Raw genomic sequence first — 18,540 nt, forward strand, 5'->3', positions numbered from 1 at the left:
GCGGTGCGTGTGGAGGAAGGGCCGTTGCCGGGCCCGGCCGGGGCTCGCCGCCCCGGCCGTGCCGGTCGTCACCCCTCCTCTTCGGGGAGTTCCAGCCCGAAGGCGTCGCCGATGGCGCGGGCGGCGGACACGACACGCGCGCTGCCCACCACGGGGGCTATGGCCACGAGCGTTCCTTGGATCTTCTCCAGCGGCACGCCGGCTTCCGCGGCGGTGCCGACGTTGAGCAGGTACGAGGGAGGCGAGGCGTCCATGGCGACCAGAGCCGCGATGCGTGCCAGCAGATACGTCTCCTGATCCAGCCCGGACCGCTCGAAGGTGTCGAGCGTCATCTGGACGAGCGTCTCGAAAACAGGCGCGTTCGCCTCGGCGAGGGCGGCGACGCCGCCCGCTCCTGTCGGTTGTTCAGCCATCTCAGGCTCCTTTCCTGGTTCTGGCGGTTGGGGTGACATGCGTCTGTTGGAGAGCCCCGACGCATACCGACCTGCATCACCCGGGGCGGATGACGGCCGGTCGCCGGCGGTCGGTGTCCGGCTGTGCCGGAGGCCGCGGCGAGGATGCCGGTAGTCGAACAGCGCGGGCGCCGGTGACGCACCCCGGCCGCCTTGCGCAGCCGTTCGTACGCGTCCCGTTCCGCGACGCTCGGAGCAGGACCGCCGGCGACCGGCCCGTCACGACCTGGCCCGTCACGACCTGCTGCAGCTGACGACGAACCACCAGAGGAATCCATCCGGGTCTTCCTTCGGCTTGCGGAGTGACGACGCGCGGGACAACCCCGACGTGGGGCGAATGACACCGGAGCCGGCCGGCCGGCTCCGGCTGGAGTGTCACTTGTCGAGGCGTCGACGTGAGTTCGCGGCATGCTCACAGCCGGTCGGCTGTCCGGGCGACACTCGGAGGCGGCACGCGGTGGGGAAGTCGCGGTCTTCGTCGGGCTCACCGAACTGGTGGAGCGCTTGACCGTGATGCCTGAGGGCATGCCTGGTGTCTGACAACCAAGACCGGCGATACCGGATGTCCAAGGATGTATTGCGCGGTCGTATGCCAACACCTGGCAGGGAGGAAGTTGTTGGGGCGGGGCGGTTCAACACACCTTCGTCAGCCGCCTTCGCGGCCGCGAGCAGGGCTCCACCCTGCGCTGGGCGGGGGCTCCCGCGGTGACGGTTGATGCGGTCCTTGGTCGCCACCCGCTCCATCACCGACCATGAGCCGGTCAGAGATGCGTTTTTGCGTTATCTCTTCCTGCCACCATAACCAGGGCGTGAGGACGGCGCATTGCCAAGCGGTGGGACGTCCTGTCCGCCGCCCACCCCGCATCCCGGGGAAGGGGAAGCAGCGATCGACTTCGAGCCGGACCCCGCGCCCCGTGGCCGCCGCGAGCAGTTCTCCGAGCGGTAGCTCCAGCCCCGCTTTCCGGAGACGCGTTCGAGCTGTGCCCAGCCCGCCCACGCCACGCGGCCTGCGGTACCCCTGGCCGGTGGCGGCCCTCGGGTACGGGGGAACTGCCGCCCTGACCAACATGCGCATCCCCCGGTCGGGTGGTGCACTGGATGAGGGGTGGTCCTTACCTCTTCGTCCTCGCGGCCACAGCATCGGAGCGCCCGGCCGAGGCCGGGCGCCGAGTTCTCCGCATCGGGAGGAAATGCCTTGAGAAGCGAAAGCGACGAATTCGACGACGTGGGCCCCATCGACTACCTGGTGGTCGAGTACCCGGGCAAGAGCCCCACCGGCGAGGCCCTTCCGTACCTCGTCGACCTGGTCGACCGGGGCCTGATCCGGATCCTCGACCTCGCATTCGTCCGCAAGGACGCCGACGGCTCCGTCACGGCGATCGACATGGCGGATCTCACCCGGGACGGAAGCACGAACCTCGCCGTATTCGACGGAGCCACTTCCGGACTGCTCGGTCAGGACGACATCGAAGAGGCAGGTGAGGCGATCGACCCCGGGAGTACGGCCGCCATTGCGATGTACGAGAACCGCTGGGCCGCACCATTCGCCCGAGCCCTGAGGCGTAGCGGCGCCCGACTGGTGGCCGTCGGAAGGATCCCCGTACAGGACGTCATCGCGGCACTCGACTCGGCGGAAGCCGCGGCCGGCACTCGGCCGTGAACAGTATGAAGATCACAGGAGGTGCGACATGCCCGGTCTCATTCGCGGCGTCGCCCGCACCGCTGTCGTAGCCGGTACGGCGACGGCCGTGTCGAACCGCGTGTCCCGGAGGCAGGCGGGCCGGTGGGCTCAGCAGGACGCACAGCAGACCGCACCCGCGCAGCCTCCGGCCGCATCAGCATCAGCATCAACATCAACATCAACAGAAGACAAGATCGCCATGCTCAAGGAGCTGGGCGAACTGAAAGCACAGGGCGTGCTGACGGAAACGGAGTTCGAGGACCAGAAGCGTCAGATCCTCAGCGGGTGACCACCAGCCGTTGATGGAAGTCTGCACACACCACCGGAGGAACCGCTTCGCTGGTTCCTCCGGTGGTGTGTGGCAGCGGGCCGAAGGCGCCGCGCTCAGCCGCGAAGGTCCTTGACCGTGACCGCGTACACGGGGGAGTCGGCGAACGGCTGTTGCTCGTCGGCCTCGGTGTATCCCCAAGACTCGTACAGGGCTTGGACCTGCGTGCGGCCCGCATCATCGACTCAAGCCGGTCGATCAACTTCTCGTGCCCGGCGCCGGGCCGGCTCATCCTTGGCGGGCATCCTGCACAGCTCCCCACCATCCGCGAGCACGGCATGTGTGCCATATGTGTGCCGCAAGCGCAGGAGCCCTTCCGTCCGCCGGACGGAAGGGCCTCTGACCTGGTGTTTCTCTGTGCCCCCGGCAGGATTCGAACCTGCGACACCCGCTTTAGGAGAGCGGTGCTCTATCCCCTGAGCTACGGAGGCGCGTCCGGGTCGCCCGTGGTGGGCAGCCCAGGACAGGGTAGCGGATGGCGCTGGGACGGCGGGGGCGGGCGGGCCGGTGCGGGGGTGTACCGGTCCGCCCGCCGTCTGTGGGGCGGGGTGTGGGCGCCTCCCGGGAAGGAAGGCCGGGAGCGCGCCGCCCCGCCGGAGGGCCCTGAGCCGTGGGGTCAGGCCCCTTCGATACGTCGGCCGCGTCAGCGGTTCAGCGCCGGCTCCTCCCGGAGAGGCTGCGGCGTCGCCGTCGGCGCCGCAGCCGACGGGCGCGGGCGGCGCAGCAGGACCGCGCTGACCACCGCCGCCAGCAGCATCACCGCCGCCGAGATGGTCAGGCACAGGTGGATCCCGTCGAGGAACGCCTGGCTGAACGCGTGCAGCATCCGGGGCGTGTCCGCGCCGAGGTCGATCGCGTGGACCGCGCCGAAGCCCCCGCTGTCGACCGCGCCGGTCACCCGGTGCCGCGCGTCCGCGCTGAGACCGGCGTCCGACAGGTGGCCCGGCAGGGCGTCGCCCACCTTGGTGGTGAGCAGCGCGCTCATCAGGGCCGGGCCCAGCGCCGCCCCGACCTGGCGGAACGCGTTGCTGCCCGCCGCCGCCATGCCCGCGAGCTGCTGCGGTACGGAGTTGATCGCCGTCGCCGTCATCGGGGCGAAGACCGCGCCGAAGCCGATGCCGAGGATCGTCAGGCGCCAGGCCAGGGCCGTGAACGACGTGTCCGCGTCCATCGACGTCAGGGAGAGCAGAGAACCTGTCGCCAGCAGCAGGCCCGTCGTTATCAGGATCCGCGCAGACACCCGGTGCATGATCTGGCCGAAGATCGGTCCCGCCACCATCGCGGGGACCGTGAACATCAGCATCCGGTAGCCCGCGTCCAGCGTGCCCAGCTGCTGCACCTGCCCCAGGTACAGGCTGAGGACGAAGATGAAGCCGATCAGGCCGAGGAAGCTGATCATCGCGACCAGGGCCGTGGCGCTGAACGCGGCGGAGCGGAACAGCTTCAGGTCCAGCATGGGGCTGTCGCTGCGCAGCTCAGTGATGACGAAAGCCACCAGTGACGCCGCCGACAACGCCAGCGCCACCAGTACGCGGGTCTCGGTGAACGAGCCCCCGCCGCCCTCGATCACCGCGTACACCAGCGCCGTGATCGCGACCGCCGCCGTGATCTGGCCCGGCCAGTCGAGCCTGCGGGCCCCGGCGGCGCGCGAGTCCGCCACGTACCGGGCGGCCGCCGCCATGGTCAGCAGCGACGCCGGGATGGGGGCCAGGAAGATCCAGCGCCAGGCGGCGTTCTCCAGGATCAGGCCGGAGATCATCGGGCCGACGGCCAGCGCGCCCATCAGGGACGCGGTCCACAGGCTGACGTACTTGGAGCGCTCGCGCGGATCCGGCACCGCGTGGCTGATCAGTCCGAGGGAGGCGGGCAGCAGGGCGGCGGCCCCGATCCCCGCGAACGCCTGCCCGGCCCACAGGACTTCGACGCTGTCGAGACCGTCGGCGCTCAGGGCTATCGCCGCGCCTGTCGCACAGAAGGCGAGCCCGGCCTGGAAGACCTTGCGGCGACCGTGTACGTCACCGACGACTCCGGCGGTGAGGATCAGCGCCGCCATCGGCAGCACGAAGGCATCGGTGACCCAGGACAGGTCGGCGGTCGAGGCGCCGAGGCTGCGCTGGATCGTCGGCAGGCTCACCGAGACCGTGGTGACCGGCAGGTAGGCGACGAACACACCCACGCAGGCCATGACGATGGTGGCGGCGCGGCTGTCGCGACCGCCCCTCGCCGTGGTCGTGGCATTCACTGAGTACTCCTTTACGTCCCCGGGAAGCCGTCCTCGTCGGGGCGGTGGGGGAGAGGAAACTGACGGCCAGTCAGGGGAGGGGGTGTGCGGCGGCTCCGTGTCGGGCAGAGCCATGAGCCCGGAGTCGCAGCCCAATGCCACGGACCGGAGCTCGGAAAACAGAGCTCAGAACCTCAGAGCCTCGTGCTGACCTCTGTCAGGTGGCAGCGGCCGATCTTCGCCCCGACCACCGTGAAGTGCATCGCGATCGGGTTCAGGCTCGTGTCGCAGCGGGCGAACCCGGTGACGACCGCGTCCTGGCCCAGAACCAGGAAGTCCCGGTCGGGTACGAGGACCTTGCCCAGCGTCGAGAAGAAGAGGGAGATGTCCGAACGGGTGGAGCCGGGGCCGAGCGCGCCGGCGTTCGCGGCACCGGGCGCGAAGAAGTCGACCCGGTCCGCGAAGAGGTCGAGCAGGCCCGTGTGGTCCCCGGCGCGCTGCCGGGCGAAGAACGCCTCGACCACCGCCCGTGTGGTCGGAGACGTGAACGCGCGCGGCTGGGTGGGGTGTTGGGCCATCGGACGGTCCTCTCGACACGTAGCCGCTCGGTCGGCGTTCCGGCTCTGGTGGTTCCCTTTTTCGGGTGAGTCCACTCTGCGCCCGTCCGTATGTAGAAGTCCAACATCTACATTTTCTGCGAACTATAATCAGCGGTTATGGAGCTGCGTCAGCTGGAGTATTTCGTCACCGTCGCCGAGCTGGCGAGCTTCACCAAGGCGGCCGACGCCCTGCACGTCGCCCAGCCGGGAGTCAGCGCCCAAGTGCGCAAACTGGAGCGGGAGCTGGGTCACGACCTGCTCGACCGCTCCAGCCGTACGGTCAGGCTCACCCCGGTCGGCACCTCCGTCCTGCCGCACGCGCGGGCCGCGCTCGCCGCGCTCGCCGCGGTCCGCCAGACGGTCGACGAACTCAGCGGTCTGGTACGGGGCCGGGTCACCATCGGCACCGTCATCTCCATGGGCAAGACCATCGACCTGCCGGGGCTCCTCGCGTCGTTCCACGAGGCGCACTCGGGGGTGGAGATCGGGCTGACCGAGGACAGCTCCGAGCACCTCGTGGAGGCCCTGCACGCGGGCCGCATCGATCTCGCGGTGATCGGCCGCACCGGCACCCGCCCGCCCGGCATCACCCTCTACGACATCGTCAACGAGCCGCTGGTCGCCGCCGTCGGCCACCAGGACCCGCTGGCCGGCCGGGGGCGCGTCGGCCTCGCCGAGCTCGCCGACCGCGCCCTGATCTGCCTCACCCAGGGGACGGGGCTGCGCAGTGTCGTGGAGGCGGCGTGCGCGGGGGCGGGGTTCCGGCCGCACATCGCCTTCGAGGCCGCCGACCCGCACGTCCTGGCCCAACTCGCCGGGCGGGGCCTCGGCGTGGCCCTCATCCCGGCGTCGCTGGCCCGCGCCAACGAGGCGGAGGTCGACCTCGTCGAGATCGACCGGCCGAGCATCCACGGCAGCCTCGCCCTCGCCTGGCGCACCGGCGGCCCGACCAGCCCCGCCGGGGCCGCGCTCATCGCCCACGCCCGCGCCCGGCTGCCCCAGGCGCGCTGAGACCGGAACGGTGCCGGGCGGGACCGGCCGGCCGGACTCCGTCAGGTCCGCGTGCTCTCTCGCCGGTACTTGCCAAAGTCCCCGGTACTCGGTTGCCAGTGCGCCGGGCCCCGGAACAGGGTCGCAGCAGGACAGGACCCCGGGCCACCGGCACGTACACGCAGACGCAGCACTTGGAGGACGAGCGATGTCGGAGACCACCCAGCCGCAGGCGTTCCAGGACGACGCGGAGCTCCGCAGGAACAACCGCGCCATCGTCGAGCAGTACATGAACTGCCGCGGTGAGGACCGGCTGAAGCGCCATCTGCTGTTCACCGAGGACGGCGTCGGCGGCCTGTGGACCACCGACACCGGCGAGCCCATCGCCATCCGCGGCCGCGACACCCTCGGCGAGCACGCGGTGTGGTCGCTGAAGTGCTTCCCGGACTGGGTGTGGACCAATGTCGAGATCTTCGAGACGCAGGACCCGAACCGGTTCTGGGTGGAGTGCGACGGCGAAGGAAAGATCCTTTTTCCGGGTTACCCCGAGGGGTACTACCGCAACCACTTCCTCCATTCCTTCGAGTTCGAGAACGGGAAGATCAAGCTGGAGCGGGAGTTCATGAACCCGAACCAGCAGCTGCGCGCCCTGGGAATCCCGGTTCCGTCGGTGAAGCGCGAAGGAATCCCCACCTGATGCATGAGTACACGGTGGTGGACGCCTTCTCGCGTACCCCGCTCGAAGGCAATCCGGTGGCCGTGTTCTTCGACGCCGGGGACCTTCCGGCCGAGGCGATGCAGCGGATCGCCAAGGAGATGAACCTCTCCGAGTGCACCTTCGTGCTCCCGGCCGAGCAGGGCGGCGACGCACGCATCCGGATCTTCACGCCGGTCAACGAGCTTCCGTTCGCCGGGCATCCGATCCTGGGCACGGCGGTCGCCATCGGGCGCCCGCGCAAGGCGGAGCGGCTGCTGCTTGAGACCGCCATGGGCGCCATCCCCTTCGAGCTGGTCCACGACGACGACGCCACCTCCGTACGGATGCTCCAGCCCACCCCTGTCTGGGAGCCGTACGAGCACACGGAGGAACTGCTCGCGGCGCTCGGCCTGGAGGCGTCGGTCACGCCCGTCGAGGCCTATCGGAACGGGCCCCGGCATGTGTTGGTCGGCCTGGAGAGCGTCGAGGCGCTCTCCGCCCTGACCCCGGACCACAACGCGCTGCGCGCCTTCCCCGACATGTCGGCCTACTGCTTCGCGGGCTCCGGCACGCACTGGCGGTCCCGGATGTTCTCCCCGGCGTACGGCGTCGTCGAGGACGCGGCGACCGGCTCCGCGGCCGGGCCGATGGCGATCCACCTGGCGCGCCACGGCCTCGCCGCCTACGGCCAGGACCTGGAGATCCTCCAGGGCGTCGAGATGGGCCGGCCGTCCCCCATGTACGCGAACGCCGAGGGCGAGGGCGACCGGGTCGGCGCGGTGCACGTCGGCGGTCACGGTGCGGTCCTCGCCCGCGGCACGATCTATGTGTAGAGAGGCTGTCCAGTGAGCGTGCCCGCGGACATCGCGAGCGAAGGTCCGGTCCTCGGCCAGGAGTCGGCGGGTTACGACGACGAAGTCGCCGCCTATCAGCTCGGGTTCGGCCAGCGGCCGGACGTCGTGGTCGGCGCGACGGGGCCGGACGACGTCCGCGCCGCCGTCCGGCTGGCCGCCGGGCGCGGTCTGCCCCTCGCGGTGCAGTCCACCGGCCACGGCCTGCCCGGCGACCGCACCGGCGGCGTCCTGGTGACCACCGCACGGATGCGCGGCGTCCAGGTCGACCCGGACAGCCGCATCGCCCGGATCCAGGCGGGGACCCCCTGGGGCGACGTGATCCGGGAGGCGGCGCTGCACGGGCTCGCGCCGCTGTCCGGCAGCACGCTCGGCGTCGGCGCGGTCGGCTACACGGTCGAGGGCGGCATCGGCCTGCTGGCCCGCACCCACGGCTTCGCCGCCGACCGGATCACCGCGGCCGAGATCGTCACCGCCGACGGCGAGCTCCGGCACGTCACCTCGGGAAGCGACCCGGATCTGTTCTGGGCGCTGCGCGGGGCCGGCGGCAACTTCGGCGTCGTCACCTCGCTGGACCTGGAGCTGGTCCGCCAGCCCCGGATCTACGGCGGCGGACTGTACTTCGCCGAGCAGTACGTGCCCGACGCCCTGCGCACCTGGCTGGAGTGGACGGAGAGCCAGGGCGAGGAGATGACCTCCTCGATCGGTCTGGTGCCCTTCCCGGACAAGCCCGCGGTGCCCGTGCCCGTACGAGGCCGGTACACCGCGCACATCCGGATCGCCCACACCGGCAGCGCGTCCGACGGCGCGGCGGCGGTCGCGCCGCTGCGCTCCATCGGCCCCTGCGTGCTCGACACGCTCACGGAGATGCCGTACACCGACTCGGACTCCATCTACCGCGACCCGCCGACCCCGATGGCGTACTACGGCACCAACGTCCTGCTGGACAGCCTCGACGTGGTGACGGCCGGGCGCATCCTGGAGCTGACCGGGCCGGGCTCCGGCATGAACTGCGTCGTCCAGATCAACCACATGGGCGGCGCCCTCGCCCGCCGGCCCGCCGTGCCCTCGTCGGTCGGCCATCGCGACGCCCGCTTCATGGTGCGGGTCCTGAGCCGTATCGCCCCCGGGGCGGGGGATGCCGCGGCCGCCGCCGAGCGGGCCGGACACGAGCGGGTCTACGCCCTCCTCGGCGACCGGGTCCTCGGTGTCGCGCCGAACTTCCTGCTCGGCGGCCCCGTCACGGCCGGGCAGCTGAGGGCCTGCTACGACGAGGCGGACTACGAGCGGCTGACCGCGCTGAAGGCCGTGTACGACCCCGGGAACGTGTTCCGCGGCTACCACAACATCCCCCCGGCTCCGGCCGGCGCCCGCTGAACCCGTGACCCCGCTTCAGGAAAGGAGCACCACATGCCCAGCATCGGCGTGATCGGATGCGGAACCGTGGGGGCGACTCTGGTGGCCGCGCTCGCCGCCCGGGCCGAGCAGTTCACCGGGCCGGGCGAGCTGGTCCTCGTCGACCGGCCCGAGGGCCGCTGGCGCGGCCGTGCCTACCAGCGCGACACCGAGGCGGTCCTCGCCAACGGGCCGATGATCGGCATGTCCCTGTACCTCAACGACCCGGAGCACGGCGTGCGATGGGCCGAGGCCAGGGGCCTGGCCGTGCACCCGGACGAGCGCGGTGTGCACCGCTTCCTGTCCCGGCCGGTCTACGGGGACTACCTGGAGGACGGGGTCGAGGAGGCCCTGGAGAGGCTGCGCGCGGCCGGGTGGAGCGTGCGCTCGGTCGAGCAGACGGCCACCGGCGTCGAGCGCGACGGGGACGGCGTCGTCATCCGTCACGCGAGCGGAAGCGTGCGGGTGGACCACGCGGTGCTGTGCGTCGGCGGCCGCGCCGACGACGACGCGTACGGGCTACGCGGCACCCCCGGCTACATCGACGACCCGTACCCCCTGCGGGATGCGCTGGCCGGGGTCCCGCAGGACGCCGAGATCGCGGTCATCGGCTCCGGCATGATCGCCACCGATGTGCTGATGGCCCTGCGCGCCTTCGGCCACCGGGGGCGCGTCACCCTGGCCTCCCGGTCCGGACTGCTGCCCTCGGTGCGCCGCAGGGCCGCGCCCGTGCGGCCGGCCGTGCTGACCGCCGAGCGGCTCGCGGCGCTGCCCAGGCCGCTGCGGCTCGCGGACATCGCGGCGCTCGCGCGGGAGGAAGTCGAGGCGGCGGGCGGCGACTTCGCGGCGATCACCGCCGACCTCATGGACCCGGCCCCCGCCGAGGAGCGGCTGCGCCGCCAGCTCGACGACGCCCTCTCGTCCGACATCGGCACCCAGCTGCTCCAGCGCGCGGTCATCGACATCGGCCAGGACCTGTGGCTGGCGCTGCACGAGAGCGACAAGGAGCAGGTGCTGAGCGCCCTGCACTCCCGGCTGTGGAGCTTCGCCTCGCCCATCCCGCGGTCCACCGCGGTCAAGCTGGTCGAGCTGTGCGACGAGAAGCGGCTGCGGGTGCGCGCCGGGGTCGCCTCGGTCGAGCGGGACGGCGAGGGCTTCCTGGTGCGGTACGAGGGCGGCGAAGACGGCGGGGACGACCGCGCCGATCTGGTGGTCAACGCGGTCACCTCGGTCTACCGGCCCGAACCGCCGTCGGCCGGCGGGCTCCTGGGGCTGGCCCGTACCTCCGGTGTCCTCGCCGACCACCCGCACGGCGGCATCCGGGTCGACGAGGCGACCGGCAGGGCCCTCGGCGCGTCCGGAGAGGCCGACGAGCACCTCTTCGTCCTCGGCGAACTGACGCGCGGCGCGTACTACTTCGTCAGCGCCGTCGCCGCCTTCACCCGGCGCGCCGACGAGATCGCGGCGAGCCTCGCCGCGCTCCCTGCACCCGCCACTCCGGAGGCAGCCGTGCCCGCCACCCGCTAAGGCCGCCGGCCCGGGAAAGCCGCGCCGGTCAGCGCGAGCAGCGGGGCCGACTTGACCGCCGTCTCCTCGAACTCGGCCTCCGCGTCGGACAGCGCGACGATCGCCCCGCCGACCCCGTAGCGGACCCGGCCCGGGGTGATCACCGCCGTACGGATCGCCACGCTCAGATCGGCGGCGCCGGAGAGCGAGAAGTAGCCGATGGCCCCGGAGTAGACGCCCCGGGGCCCCGCCTCCAGACCGTCGATCAGGCGCATGGTCCGGATCTTGGGGGCGCCGGTCATCGAGCCCGCCGGGAACGCGGCGCGCACACAGTCCACCGCGCTGCGGTCCGGGCGCAGCCGGGCCCGTACCGTGCTCACCAGCTGGTGGACGGTGGCGTACGTCTCGACGTCGAAGAGGCGCGGCACCTCGACCGAACCGATCTCGGCGTTGCGGCCGAGGTCGTTGCGGACCAGGTCCACGATCATCAGGTTCTCCGCCCGGTCCTTCTCGTCCGCGCGCAGCTGCGCCACGATCGCCGCGTCCTGCCCGGGCGTCGCCCCGCGCGGCCGGGTGCCCTTGATGGGCTTGGAGGTCGCCGTGCCGTCCGCGTCCACCCGCAGGAACCGCTCGGGCGAGGTGCTGAGCACAGCGAGCCGCCCGAACCGCAGCAGTGCGCCGTACGGGGCCGGGCTGACGCGGCGCAGCAGCCGGTACGCCTCCCACGGGTCGCCCTCGAACGCGGCCTCCGCCTGGTTCGTCAGACAGACCTCGTAGGTCTCGCCCGCCGCGATCTCCTCCTGGCAGGCGTCGATGAGGTGCAGATAGGCGTCCCGGCCGTGCCGCAGCCGGATGGTGGAGCGCGCGGCCGGGGCGTCGGGTTCGGCCAGTTCCTCGCCCGCCACCGACTCCAGCTCCTGCGCCGTGGCGCGCAGCCAGGCGTGGGCCGCGTCCTCGTCCCCGTCCTCGGCGAGCGCGAGGAGGTGGGTGAGGCCGGTGAGGTGGTCGAGGACCACCGCGCGGTCGGCGAAGACCAGGGCGGCGTCGGGGTCCTCGGAGCGGTGGACGGCCTCGCCGCCGCACTGCGCCTTCAGCTCGTAGCCGAGATAGCCGACCCAGCCCAGGGCGAAGTCGAAGGGCAGGTCGGGGAGTTCGGCGCGAATGCCCCTCAGGTCCTGATCCAGCCAGTCCAGGAAGTCGGCGGTCACGGTCCGCCGTCCCGCCGCGCACTCCATTGTGACGGTGCCGCCGTGCGCGTCGGCGCGGGCCACCCGGGCGAGCGGGCCCGCCGCGTCGCCCAGGACGGAGAAGCGACCCGCGTCGCCGTCGGGCCGACTGCTGTCCAGCCAGAAGGCGTTGGCGCTGCGGCCGAACACCCGGTGGAACGCGGCCTCGTCGCTCCAGCGGGTGCGCAGCCGCTCTTCCAGGACACGCAGTTTGCGCGGCGCGGCCTCGTCCGGCTCCGCCGCACTCGTGGCTTCCGCGGTACGCGGCAGGGCGCCGCGGGGCGCTGCCGTGCCCCGCACGCGGTGCCACTCCCTCGTCAACTCCGTGAAATTCGCCAGGAGTTCATCGCCGTACTCGGTCAGGACCGACTCCGGGTGGAACTGGAGCCCCCACAGCGGCCGGTGCCGGTGGCGGTGGCCCATCAGGACGCCGTCCGCCGTCCAGGCCACCGCCTCCATCGCGTCCGGAAGGCCGGTCACGGTCAGCGAGTGGTAGCGCACCGCGTCGAAGGGCGAGGGGACACCCCTGAACAGGTCCTCTCCCGTGTGCAGTACGGGAGAGGTGCGGCCGTGGCGCGGCTCGGGGGCAAGGCCTACCGTGGCGCCGTGCAGCAGCGCCGTTCCCTGGTGGCCGAGGCAGATCCCGAGAAGCGGAATCTCCGTGCGTTCGACGATGTCCCGGCAAATGCCGAAGTCGGCCGCGCGACCGGGGTGTCCGGGCCCCGGGGAAAGCACCACATTGTCGAATTCCGAGAGCCGCGCCGAATCCCACGCCGGATCGTCATTGCGGATTACCACCGGTTCCGCGCCGCCCGCCCGGGCGAGCGAGTGGTAAAGATTGAAGGTGAAAGAGTCATAGTTGTCGATTAGCAGGGTGCGCACAACTCGCTTCATGGCGCTGTTATTTCGTAGAGAATGTGCTCGACCGTCTCCTCGCCCTCGCCGATGCTGCGGCTGCCCAGCACATGGAGAGCGCGGCCGCACTCCTCCGCGATCTCGTGCAGTGCGTCGATGTCCCCGCGGTCGCTGAAGTGCAGCAGCACCCTCCCCCCGTCGGCCGCGAAGGCCGGGGCTCCGGCGAGATAGCGACGGTGGGCACGGTAGCCCGGGTCCACATAGGCCTGCTCGTGGACCGTCTCGTGGCGGTACGTGGGCGGGGCGAGCACGAAGTTGGAGTGCCAGTAGACGGTGTCGTAGCGTTCGTCGGCCCCGAGCGCGTCGAACAGGTCGCTGTGCACGGCGGTCAGTCGGTCCGCGACACCGTGCCGGTGCGCGTTCATCTGCGTGTTGCGTACGGCCTGTTCGTTGATGTCCAGGGCCGTCACCCGGCCGGCGCCCGCCAGCGCGGCGCAGACGGCGATCACCCCGGTCCCGCTGCCCACCTCCAGTAGGGAGCCGTGCCAGGGCGCCCGCTCCGGGCCGGTGAGCCCGAGCAGCTCCATGGCCGCCCCGGTCGACGCGGAGAACGGCGGTGCGAACACACCGTCCAGCAGATCCCACTCGCGTCCGGCCAGTGCGAAGGTGCGCGGCCGGTCCTCGCGCAGCAGCGCCGCACGGCTTCGCTCCAGTGATCGCAGATAGTTCTTGATTTCGGTCATCCCGCCCCCAATTCGTTCCGCATCGGGCCCCGCTCGGGGTGGTGCCCTCCGCTGGTCAGCAACTTGACCCACCCTACGGAGGAACGTAAGTTCGATGAGGGCTTGCGCCCTGTTTCGAGCCTATGGGGGGCGGCGGCATGGTGGATGACAAGGCATTAGCGGATGCCCCGGCGCTGGCCGTTCTGGAACTGCTCGCACTGGATTCACCCCCCGGGCACTTTCAGGAGTTGCTCGACCGCGCCCGCCGCGAAAACCTGCCCAGGCTGCCGCTGGAGGAACTCGAAAGAGCGACCCGTCTCGCCCTGAAAATCCAGGCCTCCAGTCATCAGCGCCGGCAGCGCGAGTCGGTGATGGCCGACTTGGTCAACACGGTCCACGACATGACGATCCCCTATGACCCCGACACCCTGCTCAAGGTCATCACGAGCCGCGCTCGAAGACTGCTCGGGTTCGACATGGCCTACATCAGCCTGCGCAGGCCCGGCGGCGGCTCGTACGTACACAGTTCGGACGGCGACACCACCTCGCTCAACGTGGGGCTCGTGGTCGAGGAGAGCCGGGGCCTGGGCGAGATGGCGCAGGAGTCGGGCGCGCCCTACTGGACCGCGGACTACCTCAACGACGACCGCATCCCGCACGGCGAGCAGCTCGACGCGGTCGTACGGGCCGAGGGGCTGCACGCCATCATGGTGGTGCCGATCCGCCAGAGCGGCGTGCCCATAGGGGCGTTGTACGGGGCGGACCGGGTCGTGCGGCACTTCACGCCCGACGAGATCAGCTTCATGCGGTACCTGGCGGACTTCGCCGCGGTCGCCCTGGAGAAGGCCCGCCTCCTGGACCGCTCCCGGAAGGAGATCGCCGAGCTGGAGGCTGCGGGCGTCCGCGCGCAGGCCACCATCGCGCGGACCCGGCAGCTGTCCGGGGCGCTGGCCGCGCTGGTCGGCCTGGTGCTGGGCGGCGGCGATCTGCACGAGCTCGCGAAGGCCGCCGCCGGGACCCTGGACGCCGGGCTCGTGGTGAGCGACGGCTGCGGGCGCACCCTCGCCTGCGCCGGGGAGCCTCCTGGGCTCGACGAGGCGCGGACGCGCGAGGCCGCCCTGGAGGCGCATGCGGCGGGCGGCCCGGTGGAGCTCGCGGAGAACGTCTGGGCGGCCCCCGTCGGCTCGGGTGTGGAGCGCGGCCTGGTGCTGCTGCGGACCGACCGGCCGCTCACCGGGGACGAGCGGGACTTCCTCGGCTCGGTGGGTCAGACGGCGGCGCTGCTGCTCGTGATGCGGCGCAGCACGGCCGTGGCCGAGGGGCCGCTGCGCGACGAGTTCTTCGACGGGCTGCTGACCGCCGTGACCCAGTCGCCCGGCCAACTCGCCCGCCAGGCCCACCAGCTGGGCATCGACTCGGACGCGCCGCACGTCGTGGTGGTGGCCCGGCCGGAGGGCGGGGAGCACGGCAAGGCGGTGGTGTGGTCCTCGTCGTACGCGTACCGCAGTTCCGGTCTGATGAAGGTGCACGAGGGCGACATCGTGCTGCTGCTGCCCGGCACTGACGCCTCGGCCGTCGCCCGTGCGGTGTCCGGCGAGCTGTCGCCGCTGCTCGCCGAGCCCGTCACGGTGGCCTCGGCGGGGCCCGCCGCCTCGCTCGCCGCGGTGGCCCAGGTGTACCAGGAGGCGCTGCGCTGCTTCGACGCGGTGATCGCGCTCGACGGCGCGGGGAGCGCCGCGTCCATCGACGACCTGGGCTTCCTCGGGCTGCTGCTCTCCGACGACCACGACGTCGACGGGTTCGTCGCCTCGGTCATCGGGCCGGTGCTCGACCACGACACCGAGCGCATGACGCACCTGGTGGCGACGATGGAGGCGTACTTCGCCGCGGGCAGCAGCCCGACCCGCGCGGCGGGCGGTCTGCACGTCCACCCCAACACGGTGACCCGCCGCCTGGAGCGCATCACCGAGCTGCTCGGCCCCGGCTGGCAGCAGCCCGAGCGCGCGACCGAAGCCCAGCTGGCGCTACGGCTGCTGCGCGCCCGGGACGTCCTGCGCCGCCGGCGCGAGGCGGTCCTCGGCCGGCGGGAGGCCGTTGCCGGCCCTCAGGACACCTTGGGGAAGTAGCCCTCGGCCCGCCTGCGGCTCGCGGTCAGGACCTCCAGGGCGTGGGCCGCCGAGGCCAGCGTCATATGGCAGTGCCAGCCGCGCAGGGACCGCCCCTCGAAGTCCCGCAGCCCCGACCGGTCCCCGTGGTCCGCGAGGTCCCGGCCGACCCGGTCGGCCAGCCGGGTCAGGCTCAGCAGCGTGGACGTGGGCACGCCGGCCATGTTGGTGAGCCACAGCTGGGTGGGCGCCCGGTGCTGGTCCTCCCACTCCCCGACCAGCGCGAGCCCGCCCTCGCGGGCGTCCCGGAACACGGGCGTCCCGCCCGGCAGCCCCACCCGTACCTTGACCGCCGGAGCGTGCCGTACGCCCGAGGGCGCGCCCGGGTCGAACCTGCCGACCCGCTGACGGCGCCCCTTCACCGAGTCGAGGATCCGCTGCACCGGCAGCGGGCCCGTGCCGAACCGGGCCAGGGCGGGCTCCTCCACGCTGAACAGGGCGCCCGCCCCGACGCGCGCCAGCACCGGCACCCCGGCCGCGCCGAACCGCCGTACCAGCGCCCCGGGATCGCGCACCGGCAGATCGAGCACCACGGGGAGCAGCGGGGCGCCGTGCAGGCCCGCGAACTCCAGCGCCGCGGTGGTGGCGCACTCCTCGGGCGTCTCAACGGTGTGGCGGGAGGACCTTCCGCCGGACGCACCGGCGGCCGTACCCTCCTCGTCGCCCGCCGCTCCGGGCAGGACGAGCCGCCAGTTCACCGGCGCCCCCGCCTCCTCCGACGCGCACCACACGCCGAAGGCCTGCTGGCCGTGGAACATCTGGTTGCGGTAGAGGTCGAAACTGCGGCCCACACCCACGGAGTGGCTGCCGGACTTGGGGATCGACATCTGCCGCACCACCCAGGCCTGCGGCGAGATCACCTGGCCGAGCCAGCAGGCCAGGGCCTCGCGCACCGGCTGCCACTCCCAGGTGGAGTTGCAGACGAAGTGGTGCAGGGTCTGCTCCAGGGTGGGATCACCCAGACAGGCCGCCACGTTCCTGATCGACCGGCGCCCCTTCGCCGTGAGCAGCCCGCGCAGATACTGCTCCCCCTTGTGCCGCTGGTCCCGCCTCGGTAAGGACGCGAACAGCACATTGCTCATGTCCCTGAGCATGAACTCGCGCTCGTGCATGACCGCTGGTGAAGTCCGCTGCGCCGGCACGGCGCGACGATTCCAGACAGACCTCATACTCCCGGTGGGAACGCTCACCGAAACCCCCTCCAGCTTTGTTTGGGCGGCTGGTCGAAGCCACCGTTTTGAGAATGGCCGGGACTCGACGTAACGGGCGAGGTGCAGGGGGCACCCCATCGCGCCGCCGCGTGGGTGGCTCGTCACTGTGGCCCTGCCCGCGGGCCCGTTCCCGGCGGGCCGCCACGCGGTACGGTGCGCCCCGATGGTGACTGCGCCACCGCGGGCCCGGCGTCAGGGGCCGCGCGGTGCGCGCGCAAGTCGCCGCGGCCCGCCCGGCCGGATCCGGTCGGCGGCCCGGGAGGGGACACTCCGTCAAGTCGGGCCGAGAATCCGCCCGCATTTCCGGGAGTCGCGGAAACCCGCTTCGGTTTTCCTCCCGCCGTCGGCGAGGCTCGGCGTCCGGCCGCTTGCTGATCCGCCCTTCGGGTGAGCGGTGCCACGCCACCCCTGGGAGGTATCAGGTGCACAGCGTCCACACGTTCCTCCGCTCGTTGCCCGCAGTGCAGCAACCGGACTGGGAAGGCCACGCGGAACTCGTACGGGTGAGGCAGGAGCTCGCCGCGCTGCCACCGCTCGTCGAGGCGGACGACGTCGACCAGTTCCGTGCGCGGCTGGCCGAGGTCGCGGCCGGGCGGGTCCAGATCGTCCAGTCCGGCGACTGCGCCGAGGACTGGGCGGAGAACAGCCACGGCGACGTGGCCCGCAAGGTGGGGCTGCTCGATGTGCTGGCCGGGGTCATGCGGATGACCTCGCACAAGCCCGTACTGCGGGTCGGACGCCTGGCGGGCCAGTACGGCAAGCCCCGCTCCCGGCCCACCGAGACGGTCGCCGGGGTCGAACTCCCCGTCTACCGGGGCCACATGGTCAACGCCCCGGAACCGGACCCCGAGTTACGCAGGCCCGACCCCACCCGCATGCTGACCGGCTACCGGTCGGCGCGCGGCATCCTGGAGCTGCTCGGCTGGAGCGGCCCGGCGCGCGGGGCACGGCACGAGGCGCCGGTGTGGACCAGCCACGAGGCGCTGCTGCTCGACTACGAACTGCCGATGGTGCGCACCCAGGACGACGGCCGTCTGCTGCTCACCTCCACCCACTGGCCGTGGATCGGCGAGCGCACCCGGCAGGTGGACGGCGCCCATGTGGCGCTGCTCGCGGCCGTGGCCAACCCGGTGGCCTGCAAGGTGGGCCCGGCAATGACCTCGGCGGACCTGCTGGCGCTGTGCGAGAAGCTCGACCCCGAGCGGGTGCCCGGACGCCTCACGCTGATCGCCCGGATGGGCGCGGACACCGTGGGGGAGCGGCTGCCGGCGCTGGTGGCGGCGGTGCGCGCGGCGGGCCACCCGGTGATCTGGCTGACGGACCCGATGCACGGCAACACCGTCAACGGCCCCGAGGGACTCAAGACGCGGCTGGTGAAGACCGTCGTACGGGAGGTCGTGGAGTTCCACCGCGCGGTCACCGCGGCGGGCGGCACTGCCGGCGGCATCCATCTGGAGACCACCCCGGACGACGTCACCGAGTGCGTCACCGACCACGACCGGCTGCACGAGGTCGGCGACAAGTACACGAGCTTCTGCGACCCGCGCCTCAACCCGCGCCAGGCGGTCTCGGTGGCCTCGGCCTGGCTCGGCTGACGCGGCCGGCGCCCCCTCAGGGGCGCGGGGCTGTGACATGTGCGGC

Annotated in this window: 15 protein-coding genes and 1 tRNA gene; 9 read left to right on the forward strand and 7 right to left on the reverse strand. The window is 72.0% G+C overall.

Annotated features, from left to right (window positions below; translation table 11 throughout):
- Positions 1-68: 68 nt before the first annotated feature.
- Positions 69-413 (reverse strand): carboxymuconolactone decarboxylase family protein, encoded by a 345-nt coding sequence (locus tag ACZ499_RS03650; protein ID WP_468671836.1) that lies wholly within the window; start codon positions 411-413, stop codon positions 69-71.
- Positions 414-1,647: 1,234 nt separating this feature from the next.
- Between ACZ499_RS03650 and ACZ499_RS03655 the strand changes: the two genes are divergently transcribed.
- On the forward strand, positions 1,648-2,112 hold the full coding sequence (locus ACZ499_RS03655; protein WP_468671838.1) for a DUF6325 family protein: 465 nt from the start codon (positions 1,648-1,650) through the stop codon (positions 2,110-2,112).
- A 28-nt stretch (positions 2,113-2,140) separates the two neighbouring features.
- Entirely contained in the window at positions 2,141-2,422 is a 282-nt protein-coding gene (locus ACZ499_RS03660; RefSeq protein WP_468671840.1) for an SHOCT domain-containing protein, read from the forward strand.
- 397 nt (positions 2,423-2,819) lie between these two features.
- Here ACZ499_RS03660 and ACZ499_RS03665 read toward each other — a convergent pair.
- The 3 genes from ACZ499_RS03665 to ACZ499_RS03675 form a co-directional block, all read right to left on the reverse strand.
- Positions 2,820-2,892, reverse strand: a tRNA-Arg gene (locus tag ACZ499_RS03665).
- A gap of 212 nt (positions 2,893-3,104) precedes the next feature.
- The gene (locus tag ACZ499_RS03670; RefSeq protein ID WP_468671843.1) at positions 3,105-4,703 is read right to left on the reverse strand and encodes a DHA2 family efflux MFS transporter permease subunit; all 1,599 of its coding nucleotides are present in this window, start codon (positions 4,701-4,703) and stop codon (positions 3,105-3,107) included.
- Positions 4,704-4,876: 173 nt separating this feature from the next.
- Positions 4,877-5,260 (reverse strand): nuclear transport factor 2 family protein, encoded by a 384-nt coding sequence (locus tag ACZ499_RS03675; RefSeq protein WP_371653242.1) that lies wholly within the window; start codon positions 5,258-5,260, stop codon positions 4,877-4,879.
- A gap of 138 nt (positions 5,261-5,398) precedes the next feature.
- Between ACZ499_RS03675 and ACZ499_RS03680 the strand changes: the two genes are divergently transcribed.
- The 5 genes from ACZ499_RS03680 (at position 5,399) to ACZ499_RS03700 (ending at position 10,741) form a co-directional block, all read left to right on the forward strand.
- Positions 5,399-6,292, forward strand: a complete 894-nt coding sequence (locus tag ACZ499_RS03680) for a LysR family transcriptional regulator (protein WP_468671845.1) — start codon at positions 5,399-5,401, stop codon at positions 6,290-6,292.
- A gap of 187 nt (positions 6,293-6,479) precedes the next feature.
- Positions 6,480-6,968, forward strand: a complete 489-nt coding sequence (locus tag ACZ499_RS03685; protein ID WP_385540216.1) for a PhzA/PhzB family protein — start codon at positions 6,480-6,482, stop codon at positions 6,966-6,968.
- Entirely contained in the window at positions 6,968-7,801 is an 834-nt protein-coding gene (locus tag ACZ499_RS03690) for a PhzF family phenazine biosynthesis protein (RefSeq protein WP_468671847.1), read from the forward strand. The genes ACZ499_RS03685 and ACZ499_RS03690 overlap by 1 nt, the downstream gene beginning before the upstream one ends.
- Before the next feature lie 12 nt (positions 7,802-7,813).
- The gene (locus tag ACZ499_RS03695) at positions 7,814-9,196 is read left to right on the forward strand and encodes an FAD-binding oxidoreductase (RefSeq protein ID WP_468671849.1); all 1,383 of its coding nucleotides are present in this window, start codon (positions 7,814-7,816) and stop codon (positions 9,194-9,196) included.
- Between the two features lie 33 nt (positions 9,197-9,229).
- Entirely contained in the window at positions 9,230-10,741 is a 1,512-nt protein-coding gene (locus ACZ499_RS03700; protein WP_468671852.1) for an FAD/NAD(P)-binding protein, read from the forward strand.
- On the opposite strand, the gene pabB is transcribed toward ACZ499_RS03700, so the two are convergent.
- Positions 10,738-12,828, reverse strand: a complete 2,091-nt coding sequence (pabB, locus tag ACZ499_RS03705; protein WP_468672094.1) for an aminodeoxychorismate synthase component I — start codon at positions 12,826-12,828, stop codon at positions 10,738-10,740. The two genes, ACZ499_RS03700 and pabB, sit on opposite strands and share 4 nt — an antisense overlap.
- A gap of 8 nt (positions 12,829-12,836) precedes the next feature.
- Complete coding sequence (locus tag ACZ499_RS03710) at positions 12,837-13,544, reverse strand: 50S ribosomal protein L11 methyltransferase (protein ID WP_468671854.1); 708 nt, start codon at positions 13,542-13,544, stop codon at positions 12,837-12,839.
- 137 nt (positions 13,545-13,681) lie between these two features.
- Here ACZ499_RS03710 and ACZ499_RS03715 point away from each other — a divergent pair, with 137 nt between their 5' ends.
- On the forward strand, positions 13,682-15,649 hold the full coding sequence (locus tag ACZ499_RS03715; protein WP_468671856.1) for a helix-turn-helix domain-containing protein: 1,968 nt from the start codon (positions 13,682-13,684) through the stop codon (positions 15,647-15,649).
- On the opposite strand, the gene ACZ499_RS03720 is transcribed toward ACZ499_RS03715, so the two are convergent.
- Entirely contained in the window at positions 15,628-16,857 is a 1,230-nt protein-coding gene (locus ACZ499_RS03720; protein WP_468671858.1) for an IS701 family transposase, read from the reverse strand. The genes ACZ499_RS03715 and ACZ499_RS03720 overlap by 22 nt on opposite strands.
- 464 nt (positions 16,858-17,321) lie before the next feature.
- On the opposite strand from ACZ499_RS03720, the gene ACZ499_RS03725 reads away from it, so the two are divergent.
- Entirely contained in the window at positions 17,322-18,494 is a 1,173-nt protein-coding gene (locus ACZ499_RS03725) for a 3-deoxy-7-phosphoheptulonate synthase (protein WP_468671860.1), read from the forward strand.
- Positions 18,495-18,540: the final 46 nt, after the last annotated feature.

The organism is Streptomyces sp. NPDC031265, from assembly GCF_055570295.1.

Coding starts and splice junctions, on each gene's coding strand:
- ACZ499_RS03690 (WP_468671847.1), top strand. CDS start 6,968: ATGCATGAGTACACGGTGGTGGACGCCTTCTCGCGTACCCCGCTCGAA.
- ACZ499_RS03675 (WP_371653242.1), bottom strand. CDS start 5,260: ATGGCCCAACACCCCACCCAGCCGCGCGCGTTCACGTCTCCGACCACA.
- ACZ499_RS03715 (WP_468671856.1), top strand. CDS start 13,682: ATGGTGGATGACAAGGCATTAGCGGATGCCCCGGCGCTGGCCGTTCTG.
- ACZ499_RS03710 (WP_468671854.1), bottom strand. CDS start 13,544: ATGACCGAAATCAAGAACTATCTGCGATCACTGGAGCGAAGCCGTGCG.
- ACZ499_RS03660 (WP_468671840.1), top strand. CDS start 2,141: ATGCCCGGTCTCATTCGCGGCGTCGCCCGCACCGCTGTCGTAGCCGGT.
- ACZ499_RS03685 (WP_385540216.1), top strand. CDS start 6,480: ATGTCGGAGACCACCCAGCCGCAGGCGTTCCAGGACGACGCGGAGCTC.
- ACZ499_RS03680 (WP_468671845.1), top strand. CDS start 5,399: ATGGAGCTGCGTCAGCTGGAGTATTTCGTCACCGTCGCCGAGCTGGCG.
- ACZ499_RS03720 (WP_468671858.1), bottom strand. CDS start 16,857: ATGAGGTCTGTCTGGAATCGTCGCGCCGTGCCGGCGCAGCGGACTTCA.
- ACZ499_RS03650 (WP_468671836.1), bottom strand. CDS start 413: ATGGCTGAACAACCGACAGGAGCGGGCGGCGTCGCCGCCCTCGCCGAG.
- ACZ499_RS03700 (WP_468671852.1), top strand. CDS start 9,230: ATGCCCAGCATCGGCGTGATCGGATGCGGAACCGTGGGGGCGACTCTG.